12 protein-coding genes are annotated in these 15,312 nt (G+C 34.0%); 5 read left to right on the forward strand and 7 right to left on the reverse strand.

All coding sequences use genetic code 11. The features are described from left to right. Nucleotides 1-24: 24 nt before the first annotated feature. The 4 genes from HPY57_05580 to HPY57_05595 are packed head-to-tail and all read right to left on the reverse strand — an operon-like array spanning nt 25 to nt 5,460. On the reverse strand, nt 25-1,014 hold the full coding sequence (locus tag HPY57_05580) for an RluA family pseudouridine synthase (protein ID NPV11246.1): 990 nt from the start codon (nt 1,012-1,014) through the stop codon (nt 25-27). Beyond that, nucleotides 1,014-1,676: a signal peptidase II gene (gene lspA, locus HPY57_05585; protein ID NPV11247.1), complete on the reverse strand. Its 663-nt coding sequence runs from the start codon at nt 1,674-1,676 to the stop codon at nt 1,014-1,016. The genes HPY57_05580 and lspA overlap by 1 nt, the downstream gene beginning before the upstream one ends. Then, nucleotides 1,676-2,290: a conjugal transfer protein TraR gene (locus tag HPY57_05590; protein NPV11248.1), complete on the reverse strand. Its 615-nt coding sequence runs from the start codon at nt 2,288-2,290 to the stop codon at nt 1,676-1,678. Before HPY57_05590 ends, lspA begins: the two co-directional genes overlap by 1 nt. A gap of 11 nt (nt 2,291-2,301) precedes the next feature. Then, nucleotides 2,302-5,460 (reverse strand): isoleucine--tRNA ligase, encoded by a 3,159-nt coding sequence (locus tag HPY57_05595; GenBank protein ID NPV11249.1) that lies wholly within the window; start codon nt 5,458-5,460, stop codon nt 2,302-2,304. Between the two features lie 298 nt (nt 5,461-5,758). Here HPY57_05595 and HPY57_05600 point away from each other — a divergent pair, with 298 nt between their 5' ends. Continuing rightward, nucleotides 5,759-7,114, forward strand: a complete 1,356-nt coding sequence (locus HPY57_05600; protein NPV11250.1) for a hypothetical protein — start codon at nt 5,759-5,761, stop codon at nt 7,112-7,114. Here the strand turns inward: HPY57_05600 and HPY57_05605 are convergent, their stop codons facing one another. Together HPY57_05605 and HPY57_05610 are read right to left on the reverse strand one after the other, a co-directional pair. Further along, nucleotides 7,115-8,053 (reverse strand): MBL fold metallo-hydrolase, encoded by a 939-nt coding sequence (locus HPY57_05605; protein NPV11251.1) that lies wholly within the window; start codon nt 8,051-8,053, stop codon nt 7,115-7,117. Next, on the reverse strand, nt 8,053-8,910 hold the full coding sequence (locus HPY57_05610) for an EamA family transporter (protein NPV11252.1): 858 nt from the start codon (nt 8,908-8,910) through the stop codon (nt 8,053-8,055). The genes HPY57_05605 and HPY57_05610 overlap by 1 nt, the downstream gene beginning before the upstream one ends. Nucleotides 8,911-9,158: 248 nt before the next feature. Here HPY57_05610 and mutS point away from each other — a divergent pair, with 248 nt between their 5' ends. Next, on the forward strand, nt 9,159-11,747 hold the full coding sequence (mutS, locus tag HPY57_05615) for a DNA mismatch repair protein MutS (GenBank protein ID NPV11253.1): 2,589 nt from the start codon (nt 9,159-9,161) through the stop codon (nt 11,745-11,747). A gap of 7 nt (nt 11,748-11,754) precedes the next feature. Then, nucleotides 11,755-12,123 (forward strand): co-chaperone GroES, encoded by a 369-nt coding sequence (locus tag HPY57_05620; protein ID NPV11254.1) that lies wholly within the window; start codon nt 11,755-11,757, stop codon nt 12,121-12,123. Between the two features lie 52 nt (nt 12,124-12,175). Here HPY57_05620 and HPY57_05625 read toward each other — a convergent pair whose 3' ends face one another. After that, complete coding sequence (locus HPY57_05625; GenBank protein NPV11255.1) at nt 12,176-12,481, reverse strand: DUF2703 domain-containing protein; 306 nt, start codon at nt 12,479-12,481, stop codon at nt 12,176-12,178. A gap of 240 nt (nt 12,482-12,721) precedes the next feature. Here HPY57_05625 and HPY57_05630 point away from each other — a divergent pair, with 240 nt between their 5' ends. Beyond that, complete coding sequence (locus HPY57_05630) at nt 12,722-14,203, forward strand: glycosyltransferase family 2 protein (GenBank protein ID NPV11256.1); 1,482 nt, start codon at nt 12,722-12,724, stop codon at nt 14,201-14,203. A 4-nt stretch (nt 14,204-14,207) separates the two neighbouring features. Beyond that, nucleotides 14,208-15,263, forward strand: a complete 1,056-nt coding sequence (locus tag HPY57_05635) for a DUF4922 domain-containing protein (GenBank protein ID NPV11257.1) — start codon at nt 14,208-14,210, stop codon at nt 15,261-15,263. Nucleotides 15,264-15,312: the final 49 nt, after the last annotated feature.

The following is a 15,312-nucleotide window of genomic DNA, read 5'->3' on the forward strand; positions in this document are numbered from 1 at the left end:
CTTGGAAAACTTTTGGTGGAGTTTCTATTGATCTGATTTGGTCTTTCTCAATTTTTCCAATAATAGCTGCATATCATCGGGAAGTTCCGAATCAAACTTTACAAATTCATTTGTTGTTGGATGAATAAATCCCAATGTCTTTGCATGGAGTGCCTGTCGTTTCATAATTTCAAGAAAATTTTCTACTTCATGCTTTATTCGTGAAGTCACATTTGAGTAATGAATTTTTCTTCCGCTGTAAGTTGGATCCCCGAAAACAGGATGATTAATGTGAGATAAATGAACCCTAATTTGGTGTGTTCTGCCAGTCTTAAGTTTTAATCTGAGCAGAGTTAAATATTCAAATTCTTCCAGAACATAATAATATGTAACAGCTTCTTTGCCATCATCTACAACAGCAAATTTTTTTCTATCCGATTTACTTCTTCCGATTTTTGTTTCAATAATGCCTTCAGGTGATTTGAAATGTCCCCAGACGATCGCCCAGTATTCTCTTTCAATCGAGTGTGCGGAAAATTGTTTTGCCAGTTTTGCATGAGCTATATCATTTTTAGCAACAACAAGCAGCCCGCTTGTGTTTTTATCAATCCGATGAACAATTCCAGCTCTATCAACATCTGAAGAACGCGATAAATTTTTAGTATAATAAAGAAGAGCATTAACTAAAGTTCCTGTGTAATTCCCGAGCGCAGGATGAACAACCATTCCAGCAGGTTTGTTAATTATAATTACATCATCATCTTCGTAAATGATATTCAAAGGAATTGGTTCTGGAAGTGTTTGAGCAGGACGAGGTTTAACTGGAATCCTAACCTCGACAATATCTCCGGGATTTAATTGATATGATGGTTTGACAAACTTACCATTAACCTGAACGAATTGATTTTTTATTAAGTTTTGAACTTTTGTTCGTGTGGAATTTTCAATTGCGTGAGTTAGAAATATATCAAGTCGTTCTCTTCTTTTTCCTTCAGGAATCTCAAATGTGTATTTTTTCTCGGTGATAATTTCCATTATTCACGATGAACTTCATCATTACTGCTTAGAGTCTCAATCACATCGCTTTCAAAAACTTTCTCTGTTACTGCACCTTCGCTTTGATTTTCTGATTGCTGTTCTGCCTGAGATTGTTTTTCTTCTTTTGGTTCTCTGTGTAAAATGATAAGTAAAATCACGCCAATTGTGACTGACATATCTGCAATGTTAAAAATGGGCCATCGATCGTAAGTGTAACCAAACAAAGTAATGTTGAAAAAATCGAAATCAAGAAAATCAACCACTTTGCCATAAAACAGCGGCGCATCACCATAAATCAAACCATAAAACATTCGATCAATCAAATTTCCAACTGCACCACCTAAAATCATTGCAAGCGGAAGTCTTAGCGTGAGCTTTTCATTTTTATTTTTTATCAGATAAAAGGTAATTACAATGCTGGCAATTAATGAGAATAAAGTGAGGAATAATTTTGCCTTTTCACCGAAATCAATCCCGAATGCCATTCCTGGATTTTCAATGTAAGTGATGCGGAAAAAATCACCAATTACATTGAAACTATCATAGAGCTGCATTCCTTTTATATCAATTCCGAGCGCCGGAATTTTAATTCCTTTAATCAGAATTTTTGTAATCTGATCAGCAAGAACGATAAAAAAAGTTACATAAAATATTTTCATCACTTACTAAACTTTACTTTACAATTAACACAATGTTGAGTGTGTGGAACAGCTTCTAATCTTCCCTTTTCAATAACTTTACCGCAATCTATGCAGTATCCGTAGGTTCCATCTTCAATTCTTTTAAGAGCGGCATCAAGATAAGATAAGAATTTAGTTTCTCTTTGAGCCCAGAGATAGTTTTTCTCTTTCTCAAATGCATCAGTTCCTTGTTCCGCCATATGCAAAGAATAAGGGGAGTTTTCGTTTACAAACCCTTCCCCGCTTTCATCGAGCATTCTCTCTCTTAAACTTTCAAGCTGTTCAAGGATTTCTTTTCTTTTTTCTAAGATAATCTGCTTGAAATATTCAAGTTCTTTCTTGGAATAAGCTGGTTTTCTCGTCATCACTGTGGTTTTTACCTCCGTCACATTGGTTTTCTGAGCTTTCTTCGCTTTTGATCTCGTTGATTTTACTTTCACTTCTGCTTTTTTTGCAGAGACTTTTTTGGGTGACTTAGTTTTAGCTAAGACTGTGGTTGTTTTTTTCGCTGCTTTTTTTGCAGTAGTCTTTTTAGCACTGGATGTCTTAGCCGACGAACTTTTCGTCTTCTTTGCTTTTGTCGATTTTGCCATTGTCATCTCTCCTATTTTTTAATTATGCTGATTGTACAATCTTCATTCCCAACTTTCCAACTTTGCACAAAACCACCTTCACGAACACCAAATTCAAGTTCTTCTGCAAGTGTTTCTTGCATTATATAAGATTTCATCTTCAAGATGGCTTTTTTAAGATTTTCAGTTCCATCAACATAAATTGAAATACGATCGCTCACTTCAAAGTCAGCATCTTTTCTCATATTCTGCACACGATTTACAAATTCACGAGCTAAACCTTCTTCAATTAACTCAGGAGTTAAGTTAGTATCGAGTGAAACTGTAATTCCATCCTCACTCTCAACAATCCATCCTTTAATTTCTTCGCCAACAATTTCAACATCTTGAGGAGTAATTTCTATATTTTCTCCATTAATTTGAATGGAAATATTTTTACCACTCTCAATGAGTTTTATTTGCTCTGGATTTAAATTTCGAATTTCATTGGCAACGAGATTTACTTTCTTACCAAATTTTGGACCGATTGACTTGAAATTCGGTTTTGCTTTCTTAACTACAATGTCAGAATCGGTATCAAGCAATTCAAGCTGCTTTACATTGACTTCTTCAAGTATAACCTGCTCCATTTCCTTAACAGAGGCTTGATCTTCTTTCTTTACTACAACAAGCATTTTTTGAAGTGGCTGTCGGACCTTAAGATTATTTTTCGACCTGATTGATCGTACAATTGAAACAATCTTCAATGCAATTTCCATTTTATGAAGCAATTGCTCATCAATTGGACCAGCTTCGGGATAATAGGAGAGATGAACTGATTCAAATGGCTCTTTATTTGTTACAGTGTTTAAGCAGCGATAAATCTCCTCAGAAATAAATGGTGCAATTGGTGAACTTAACTTTGCGATTGTTACAAGACACTGATAGAGAGTTTGATATGCTGAAATTTTATCAGCATTCATTTCACTTTTCCAGAAGCGGCGGCGATTTCTTCTAACATACCAATTTGAAAGTTGTTCAATTGTAAAGTAAGAAATTGCACGAGCAGCTTTTGTGATATCGTAATCGTCAAAGTATTCTTTTACTTCTTTGATCAAAACATTTAATGCAGAAAGAATCCATTTATCAATTTCTGGTCTTTGTTCAAATGGAATTTCGGGTTCTTCGTATTTGAAACCATCAAGATTTGCATACAAAGCAAAGAAAGCATAAGTATTGATTAATGTTCCGAAAAATTTTCTTTGCATATCTGCTAAATCTTCTTCATCGAACAAAGTAACTTTCCATGGCGGACTGTTCGCAATCAAATACCATCTTGTTGCATCAGCTCCGTATTTCTCGACGATCTCGAAGGGATCAACAGTATTGCCCAGTGACTTGGACATCTTCTTCCCTTCTTTGTCCAGAATCAATTCATTAACAATAACATTTTTATAAGCAGGTTTTTTGAACAAGAATGTTCCAATTGCATGAAGCGAATAGAACCAGCCTCGAGTCTGATCAATTCCTTCGGCGATAAAATCAGCTGGATAGTTTGTTTCAAAAACTTCTTTGTTTTCAAATGGATAATGAAATTGCGCAAATGGCATTGAACCTGAATCGTACCAGACATCAATTAATTCAGGAGTACGGCGATAAACTTTTCCATTCTTCTCAAAAATAATTTTGTCCACATAAGGTTTATGAAGGTCAAGGTCTTTTAATTCACTGACTGGAATTTTTTTACCATCATCTGTAACAAAGAAACCCTGTTTTAATTCTTCAATACTTCCAACAGCAAACATATCACCATCATCACTGATCCAGATTGGAAGCGGAGTCCCCCAGAATCGATCTCTCGATAATGCCCAATCTTTGTTTTCCTCGAGCCAGTTGCCAAATCTTCCTTTCCCAACTTCTGGCGGAAACCAGTTAATTTGTTTGTTAAGTTCAATCATCAAGTCCACATAACGAGTCGTTGCGATATACCAGGATTCCCTTGCATAATAAAGCAACGGCGATTTACATCTCCAGCAATGAGGATAACTGTGCTCAATCGTTTCTTTTTTGAAAAGAAGTTTTCTTGATTTAAGATTTTGAATGATGTGCGGATCAGCTTCCTTCACATGCATCGATTTGAAGTCGGAAACAATCTCCAGGAATCTTCCGCTTTTATCAACAGGATTGATTAATGGAAGATCATACTTTTTACCAACTTGATAATCGTCTTCACCAAAAGCTGGAGCTATGTGAACAATTCCAGAACCATCTTCGGTCGTAACGAAATCACCTTCAATTACATAAAATGCTTTTTTATCGACCGGGATATAATCAAATAATCTTTCATATTCCCAGCCGAGTAAATCACTACCTTTGTATCTTTCAACAATTTCATAACCTTGAGGCAGGACAGAGATTCTCGGTTCTGCAAGAATTAAATAGTATGGATTTTTATTCTCATCAAGTAATTTTACTTTGACATAATCAACATCTTTATTTACAGCTAAAGCAACATTTGAAATTAATGTCCAGGGAGTTGTTGTCCATACCAGAAAGTAAGTATCAGGTTGATTTTTTATTTTGATTGCGACATAAATTGAAGGATCTTTTACATCCTGATATCCGAGTGAAAGTTCGTGTGAAGAAAGCGGAGTTTCACATCTTGTGCAGTAAGGTTGAATTTTGAATCCTTTGTAAATGTAACCTTCATCAAAGAATTTTTTGAGTGACCACCAGACTGATTCTATGTATTCATTTGTACAGGTAATGTAAGCATCGTCAAGATTTATCCAGTAACCAATTCTTCTTGTTAATTCATTCCAATCTTTGAGATAAGTGAAAACTGAATTTTTACAAGCTTGATTAAATTTCTCAACGCCGTAGACTACAATTTCATCTTTTGATTTAATACCTAACTCTTTTTCAACTTCGATTTCAACTGGTAAGCCGTGTGTATCCCAGCCAGCTTTACGATTAACTCTAAACCCTTGAAGAGTTTTATAACGGCAGACAATGTCTTTAATGGTTCTTGCCATCACATGGTGAATGCCGGGTTTACCATTTGCAGTTGGTGGTCCCTCGTAAAAAGTAAATGAATTTTTCGGATCTCTGGATTCAATGCTCTTCTCAAAAATCTTGTTCTTTTCCCAGAATTCAAGAATGTTCTTCTCAATCTCGGAATACTTAATTTTATCTGAATATTGTTTATACATATCCCTTTCACTCGATTAGTTCAACAACAATAAAATTTCCTCTAAAAAATTGACACTAAATTAATTCTTTTGAATAATTTTTAAAAGTTAAGGAAATTAAAGTTAATCTTTGCAAAGAACTGAAAATTGACGGTGTTTCTATTGTTGTCGAAGAAATTAGAGCTGTATCTCGCACAAACACCTGAACGTATATCGATTAAAATCATAAAAAACTTTTTATCCATATTTTTGTTAGCCGAATTAGGTAGAAATATTTATTCAAGACAATAAAAAGTAAATCTCAATAGGACTGATAAAAATGCCGTATTTTAGAATCAATAATCTGAAACTAAAATCATTTAATATAAAAGAGGAAGAGTTTGCTCAACGACTAAGAAGAATTATCCCCAACGAATACAAACTACAATCAGAAAGCATAGGCGGTAAAAATATTTACAAAACCGATTTTCAGATCGGAAAGCTTTTTGAACATACACTTGGTTTGCTTTATGTTCAGAGTAAATCGTCAATGCTCTCTGCTCTGACATTGTCTCCTTTCAGTGATGAAAAAGTCTTAGATCTCTGTTCAGCTCCCGGCTCAAAAACAACTCTTCTATCCGAATTGATGAATAACGAAGGTTTTATCCTTGCAAATGAAATTTCGCTTGATCGTGCAAAAGCTTTGATGTTTAATATTGATCGACTTGGAAATTTGAACATTACTATTTCCAACTATGATGGGGTTCGATTAGCTTCTCATTTTATAAATTACTTCGACAAAGTTCTTGTTGATCCTCCCTGTACTGCACTTGGCGATACCAGATCAACTCCTCAAAAACAAATTGAGAGAAACTTAAGTCGTCTCGAAAATCTAACGCAAATTCAATATCAATTGCTCGTCTCAGCAGCAAAGATGGTGAAAGTCAACGGAGAGATTGTTTATTCTACCTGCACAACCACACTTGAAGAAAATGAATATCTAATTGATAAGTTTTTAGCTAAATATCCTTTTGAGGTAATTGAGCATAATCTTTCAGAATTCAAAACCGGAAATTTTGTTGGCAAAAATGTCCGTGATGAACTTTTTCGTTCAATTCGCATTGATCCAACCGAAGATGAGGAAGGATTTTTTATTGTCAAATTGAAAAAGAAAAACAATTTTTCTGATCACGAAAATTTACAGGAGAGCAGTTTCAATTTCAACGAAAAAATATTTGATGCTGACTCAAAAGAAATTAAAGAGATTATTCATCAAATTTCGAATAACTATGGTATTGATGAAAATTTCTGTAAAGATTTTCTTTTTATCTTGAGAAGCGGGGATGTTTATTTCATTTCAAGGAACGATTTTGATTACAGCAGAATTAAATTCTTGCGAATCGGGATAAAGCTTGCTTCACTTGATAAAAAAACAGGATGGAGATTAACTTCAAACGCTGTCCAAATTTTAGGCAATAATCTTACTCAAAACATATTAAATCTGGAGAATAAAGATCAATTAAAAACATATTTTATGGGGCAAAAGACAAAAGTTGATTTTCCCGATTCAAGTTTCGTTGTGGTTAAGTATAATGATTACTTCATTGGAAGCGGGAAAGTAAAGGATTCGATTTTACTTTCATATTTCCCAAGAAGCAGAAGAACAATTGAAATTGATTTTTCTTTAATTCCTTGATTACAAGGTAAATGTCTCTCCGACTTCGTAAATCATAACCTGAGTTTTGTACTTTGGAGCCGATTTTTTCAACCACTGAACTGGCTCATCAAATGGTTCTCTTCCGTGGGGAAATGTTCTTGTGTGCATTGGAAGGAAATATTTTGCTTTGAGATCATCAGCCATCATCAATGCTTCTTCAGGATCGCAATGCGACATTCTCCAGGGATTGTAAGCTCCAATTGGCATTATTGCTACATCTATGTTTTCGTTTCCATATTTTTTTAACCAATCTATGTAAGCAGTATCTCCTCCAAAGAAAATTTTCTTTCCCATTCTTTCAATAATATAAGCATTAAAACTTCTCCCATTTTGAAATCCTTTTGATCTGTCTTCCTGCCAAGGATATCGCCAGCCAAAATGTTTAACCCTGATAGCTCTAATTTTTAAATCCGAAATTTCTGTTGTTTCATCCCAATCAAGTTCGATTATTTCTTTAAATGGAAGATTTTCAATAACATCTTTTGTTTTGAATGCTGTAATAACCGGAATTTTATTTGAAAATTTTTCTGCGAAATATTTCAATGTCGGGTAATCCATATGGTCAAAATGTGCATGCGATAGAAGAATTAAATCTGGTTGTGGAATTTTTTCCGGTCTGACCGCAGGTGCAATGATTCTTTTCGGACCCAGATTTGTAATTAAAGCATAGAGTCCAATTCGATTTGAAAAAACAGGGTCAGTTAAAATTATCTTGCCGTAAAAGTTAATCAGATAAGTTGAATGCCCAATCCAGCAAAAATTTATTTTATCATTTGTCCAATAACTAAGATCGGGTTTGAAAGGTGCTTCCTTAGGTTCAAGACTATCTGTCGCAGCGAAAAGTTTTTCAAAAATTCCTGATAACAGAATACCGAAGGAACCAGCTGAAAAGATCTTCAAAAATTCTCTTCTTTTCATCATTGATTGTTTGAGTTGTTTAAATTGATCCTTCTTTTCTCTGTGATTATGGTTCGAATAGTAATGGTTGATAAAATTATCAATCCACCCAGGATTGCATAGGGAGAAGGTTTTTCACCGTATCCAATATAAACCCAAATTGGATTCATAACCGGCTCAATCATTGCGATTAAAGCAGCTTCAATTCCTTCGATTCTTTTAATTGAGTAAGTAAAGACCGCATAAGCTAAACCGATCTGAAATATTCCTAAATAAGCAACCATCAGAAAATTCTTTAAATCAATTTGAAATTCTGGATACACAGAAAAGAAACATAGAACTGGAATGAAAATGTTCCCCCAGAAAATTGATGGGACCCGAAATTCTTCGCTGCTTTTTCTTATTCCGATTAAAAATGCGGCAAAGCAAACTCCAGAAAGCAAGGCAACCAGATTCCCCTCCATATGCGTGGGAGAAATTTCACCAACAAAAAACAAAATCATTCCAATAAACGAAATAAAAACAGCGATTACATTTATAGGCTTAAGTTTGGTTTTAAGAATCAATGGTTCAAAGATTAAAACATAAATAGGAGCAGTATACTGAAGAAAAATTGCATTGGCTGCGGTTGTTAGTTTAGTTGCAACAACAAAAAGAATAAGAATTCCAGCATAGAACAATCCATTAATTAAGATTGGGAAATTAAAAACAAAAACTTTCTTTCTAAAAAGCAAAATGAAAGTCAAAGCAGAAAAAAGCGAACGATAAAATGAAAGCTGGTACGCATCAAGTGAAATTAGTTTTATAAATAAACCACCCGTGCTCCAGAGCAGAGCTGCTGTTACAATTGCTATAATTCCTTTACGATGTTCAGTCATAATTTTTCAGAATTTTTTGTTTATTAATTTAATTGAATTTTTAATAGATGAAAAAATTGTAATTCGATCAATGAACAAAAATATAAAATGATTATTTGCACACGATAAGTCTAACATCAATCAGAAAAAACATTTTTAGATTATCAAGAAACAAATTTAGAGCTTAAATCATCTAATGTGCTGGAAATTTACTGATCATTTTCAAATAAAGTCTTTTATTTTTAATTTTTAGTATGTCTACGCCATTAATGAAGCAATATTATAAGATAAAGCAAAAATACCCTGATACTATTTTGCTTTTCAGGATGGGTGATTTTTACGAAACTTTTGAAGACGATGCTGTAATTACTTCAAAAGTACTTGGAATTACATTAACCAAAAGAGCCCATGGTGCATCAGGTGATGTTCCACTTGCTGGATTTCCACATCATGCCCTCGATTCTTACTTACCAAAATTGATTCGAGCCGGATATAGAGTTGCTATCTGCGAGCAGCTTGAAGATCCTAAATTTGCCAAAGGAATTGTCAAACGAGATGTGATTGAAGTCGTCACACCCGGTGTTGCATTCTCTGAAAAATTGCTCGACCATAAATCAAATAATTATTTATGTGGAATTTACATTAAAGATGATAAAGCAGGAATTGCTTTTGCCGATGTATCAACTGGTGAATTTTATACAACCGAGATCCCGTTCAAAAAAATAAAAGAAACTCTTGAATCAATCACGCCTGCAGAAGTTTTGATCTCCAAACGAGAATTGTCCAAACTTCAATCCATATTTGATCAAATTCCATTCAAATTTACAATTACAAAAGTAGACGATTGGATCTTTTCATATGAGTATTGTTTCGAAATACTCACGATGAATTTTAAAACAACATCGCTTAAAGGTTTTGGGATCGATAACAATCAAACTGAAGCCATAATTGCAGCAGGAGTTGTTCTCCATTATCTTCAGGAAACTCAAAAAGCAAATCTTTCTCATATTAAAAAACTCTCTCTTTACAACCCAACTGATTTCATGATTTTAGATCCAGCAACAAAAAGAAATCTTGAGATACTTGCTTCGATGTCAGATGGTTCGAGAGCTGGTTCGTTAATTTCTATTTTAGATAAAACTAAAACTTCAATGGGCGGAAGGCTCCTCAAAAAATGGGTTTCTCTGCCACTCTTGAAACTTGAACAAATTCAAAATCGTCTTGAAGCTGTTGATGAGCTATTTCAAAATGAAAATCTCAGAAATCAACTTGCAGAAGAATTAAAACAAATTGGCGATCTGGAAAGAATCATTTCTAAAATATGCACCGGCAGAGCAAATCCAAGAGATGTGATTAACTTAAAATTAAGCTTGAAAAGGATCCCCGTTATTAAAGACATTCTGCGAAATGTAAAATCCCTTGCTTTGCAAAAAATTCGTGATAATTTAATTGGACTGACTTACATTGTTGATAAAATTGAAACGATGCTTGTTGATGATCCTCCGCTAAATATTGCAGATGGCGGAGTGATTAAAGCCGGTTTTAATGCCGAACTTGATGAACTGCGAAATCTTTCCACTTCGGGCAAAGATTATCTTGCTCAACTTCAAGCAAGAGAAAGGGAAAGAACTCAGATTCCTTCTTTGAAAGTTGCTTACAATAAAGTTTTCGGTTATTACATCGAAGTATCTAACGCTCACAAGAACAAAGTCCCTCAAGATTACATTCGGAAACAAACTCTTGTAAATGCTGAAAGATACATTACACCTGAATTAAAACAATATGAAGAAAAAATCTTAAATGCTGAAGAAAGAATTTATCAACTGGAAACAGAATTTTTCAATGAATTGAGAATAACTATATCAGATGAAGCCGAAAAAGTTCAAAAGAATGCACAACTGATAGCAGCACTTGATTGCTTCTTAAGTTTTGCAGAAGTAGCAATTGAAAACAATTATGTTAAACCTGAAGTCAACGACGATGATGCAATAATTATTAAAAATGGAAGACATCCAGTTGTAGAAAAGATTCTTCCTTATGGAGAAAAATTTACTCCTAACGATACATATTTGGATAATTCAACCAATCAAATTATGATCATTACTGGACCAAATATGTCTGGTAAGTCGGTCTATCTTCGACAGGTTGGATTAATAGTTCTGCTCGCTCAGATTGGTTCATTTGTCCCAGCCGAAAGTGCCCGAATAGGAATTGTAGATAAAATCTTTGCACGAGTTGGAGCTTCTGATAATCTTGCTGCCGGCGAATCTACTTTCCTGGTTGAAATGCACGAAACAGCAAATATCGTAAACAACGCTACTCCAAAAAGTTTAATCCTCCTCGATGAAGTTGGTAGAGGAACAAGTACTTTCGATGGCTTATCTATCGCCTGGGCTTTGACAGAATATCTTCATGAAAATATTAATGTAGCAGCTAAAACTTTATTTGCCACTCACTATCATGAATTAAATGAGCTCGCAAATATTTATCCAAGAATTGTGAATTATAAAGTTGATGTTAAAGAAGTTGGCGATAAAGTTATTTTCCTTCACAAAGTTGTTCCCGGCTATGCTGATCATAGTTATGGAATTCAGGTTGCAGAGATGGCTGGACTTCCGTTTTCAATTACAAAAAGAGCCAAGCAAATTCTTAAAAATCTTGAAAGCAAAGAACTAAGTCCATTAGACCATCGTAAAAAGAAAGCGAAGCAAGAAGAGGAAGAAATTCAATTATCCCTGTTTGAAATTAGAGATGATCCTCTCAGAAAAGAACTTGAAGAACTTGAAATCGAAAAACTTACTCCAATTGAAGCTTTGATAAAACTAAACGAACTTAAAAACAAAACAAAACAGAATTGAAAGGAATATGACTTTGACAAAACAATTAATTGTGGTTGGAGATCGTGTCTTAATAAGACCCGATGAAGCACATGAAAGAACAAGTGCTGGTTTATATCTTCCACCTGGCGTAAAAGAAAAAGAAAAAGTGCAAAGCGGTTATGTCGTCAAAGTTGGACCAGGCTACCCAATTCCAACTCCAGATGTTGTTGATGATGAACCATGGAAAGAAAAAAAAGAGAAGCCTAAGTATTTACCACTCCAGGCTAAGGAAGGTGATTACGCAATTTTCCTAAGAGATCAAGCTGTAGAATTCGAATTTGAGAACAAAAAATACTTGATTGTTCCACACAGTGCAATTTTGGTCTTATTAAGAGATGAATTTCTCGAAGAGTAATTCAAAGCTATTTCATTGAGATTAAAGCTCAACCGCAAGCAGTTACAAAAAGTTATTCTGCTAATTTTTGTAAAATCTTTTCTTTGATTTTTTCAGCTGACGGTATTCCATTTGGATAAAATCTACAGGCAAGGACAGGTTCTTCAGGTTCGGGCAAATCTTCAATATCCTGTCCATTTATAAGTAAAGTTGGTGATCCACGAAATTTAAACTTTTTGGCTGTCTCATCATCTTCAACTAAAATTTTTTCAAGCTCAATTTTATCTTCAAGTCCTTTAATCGCTTCAAGTAAGTTTTTGTGAAGTTTTTCATGATTTGGACAACCTTCAAAATACTGGAATTGCAGCTTCAGTTTCATTGTATTCTAATCTCCTTTTTTAGTCGTTATTATGTGTAATGATCATTATGGAAAATAATAAAAACCATAATTCATAATATAAAAAAATCGAACAAGCAAGAAGATCTTTTGTTTATTAAATCAGATTTCAATCAATCAACCCGAGATTTTTTAGAAATTAAAAGAATAATCTAACGAAATGAAAGGTTTTTAAAATCTTACTGGCTCTTTTTAACTTGCAGAAAAAATTAGCAGAAAAGAATGAAACGAGTAACCGTCTTTTTACCATACAGTAATCGAGAACATTCAAACTTATTAATAAATGAATTTCTCTATCATCCGCTTGTAGAAAAAATAATTTTAATAGCTGATCAAAATTATAATAATGGTTTTACCACCATTGTTTCAAAATCCATTTTTTCGTCTAAAGTTATTCAAGAAGTTCTGAAACTTGCAACAAGCGATTACTTTTTACTTGTAACAAAAGATACTTTGATCAGACTAAATCAATTTGCTCTTGAAAGATTTATCTCTTTTGCAGAAACTTACGATGCCTCTCTTCTTTATTCAGATTATTATGATTTGAATAATGATAAAAAAACACCTCATCCCGTTCAGGATTATCTGCCTGGAAGTGTAAGGGACAACTTCAACTTTGGTCCGCTTTTATTCTTCTCAAATAAAAAAATTCAACAGATAAAAAAATCTTTCGGAAATCTTTCTCAAACCAATTATGCAGGACTCTACGAATTACGCTTACGAATTGCCACCGAATATTTCCAGAAGAAAAATTCAAATCCTATTCTGCGAATTCCTGAATATCTTTACTCACAGATTGAAACCGATATCAGAAAATCTGGAGAAAAACTTTTTGATTACGTAGATCCCAAAAACCGAGAAGCACAAATTGAATTTGAAATAGTCTTCACAAAATTCTTAAAACAAATTGGAGCTTACCTTCCACCAAAGTTTGAAAAAATTCCAGCCGATGAAACAGAATTTCCAGTCAAAGCAACTGTCATTATTCCTGTTTTAAATCGCGTCAATACAATTGGAGATGCAATAGAAAGTGTATTTAAGCAAAAGACTGATTTTTCGTTCAATTGTATTGTAGTGGATAATCACAGCACAGATGGAACAACTGAAAAACTCAAAGAACTTTCTTATAAATATCCTAAACTATTTCACATCATACCTAAATCTAAAACTCTCGGAATTGGCGGATGCTGGAACGAAGCAATCTTTCACGATAGATGCGGGAAATATGCTGTTCAACTTGATTCAGACGATATTTACGCTGATGAAAATACACTTCAAAGAATTGTTGATTTATTAGATACCGGGAAATATGCAGCTGTAATTGGTTCCTACAGGATGGTAAACTTCGACTTGAAAGAAATTCCACCTGGAATAATTGATCATAGAGAATGGACTGATAACAATGGAAGAAATAATGCTTTAAGAATTAATGGACTTGGTGCGCCGAGAGCATACAGAACTTCGCTTCTGCGGAAAATTAAATTCCCTAATGTCAGTTATGGTGAAGACTATGCAGTTTGTCTTGAAATAACAAGAAAATATCGAATTGGAAGAATTTACGAGCCAATTTATTTATGCAGAAGATGGGAAGGCAATACGGATTCTCAACTTTCTACTCAGGCTGAAAATCAACATAACTTCTACAAAGACACAATCCGAACAAAAGAGATATTTGACCGCATTAAATATCTAAAAGGCAAGTAAATTAATGCACAAAAGCCTTGATGATTTAATCAGGAAAAGACTGCTTTCTATTGAAGAACTTAAAAAAGTACATCCATCTCTGGATGAATCCGATTACACTGAACTGATCTATGCAACATTCCTTCATCAAAAACAAAACTGGGGAATGTTCAGCGATGGATGGAATGGCTTTTTATCAAGTGAATATAAAAAGTTTCAATTCGATTGGTTTCAAATTAAAGTTCAATTTAATCCAACAAGATTTGTAAGTTCATCTGCCAAAGTGGACGATGAGTCAATAAAAAAACGAAAATGTTTCTTATGCCTCGAAAATCTTCCTGAAGAACAGAAAGGAATTTTGTTTGAAAGTAAACTTAAGCCAGAAGATAAATTAATTTTTCTCTGTAATCCTGCACCAATCTTTAACGAACATTTTACAATCTCAAATGTAAAGCACAAACCGCAGGAAATTTTAAATAATTTTTCAATGATGCTTGAGCTTGCTCAGCTGTGCAATAATGAGTATACAGTTTTCTACAACGGTCCAAAGTGCGGTGCATCCGCTCCGGATCATTTTCATTTTCAAGCCTGTCCAGCCGAAGAATTACCAACAGAAAAAGATTTTCTCAAACACCCTGAAAAGTTCCAAACATTGATTGATAAAGGTGGGATAACTATAAAATTCATAAGTCAAAGAGAATATTTAAGAAATGTTCTGGTTTTCTCATCCAGAAACAGATTAGAACTAATTAATCAATTCCAAAAATTTTACAAGGCATTACAGGAAGTTAACGGCATTACTACAGAGCCAATGATGAACCTTTTTGCATTGATGAGAGGTGAAGATTATCATATTGTTATATTTCCAAGAGAGAAGCACAGGCCGGATTTTTATTTTGCTGAAGGCGATGCGAATATGTTAATTAGTCCTGGACTTGTTGATATGTGCGGAATGATGATAACTCCATTGCAGAAAGATTTTGAAAGAATAAATGATGAGATAATAAGGCAAGTTTATTCCGAAGTGAGTCTTTCAACTCCAAAATTTGAAAAGCTGCTCGATTTACTTAATCAATCCTGATAAAATAAAAGAACTCATCACCAATTAAGATGATGAGTTCCTTCTGATT

Source organism: Ignavibacteria bacterium, from assembly GCA_013177855.1.
In the GTDB taxonomy this organism is placed as follows: Bacteria; Bacteroidota; Ignavibacteria; order Ch128b; family Ch128b; genus Ch128b.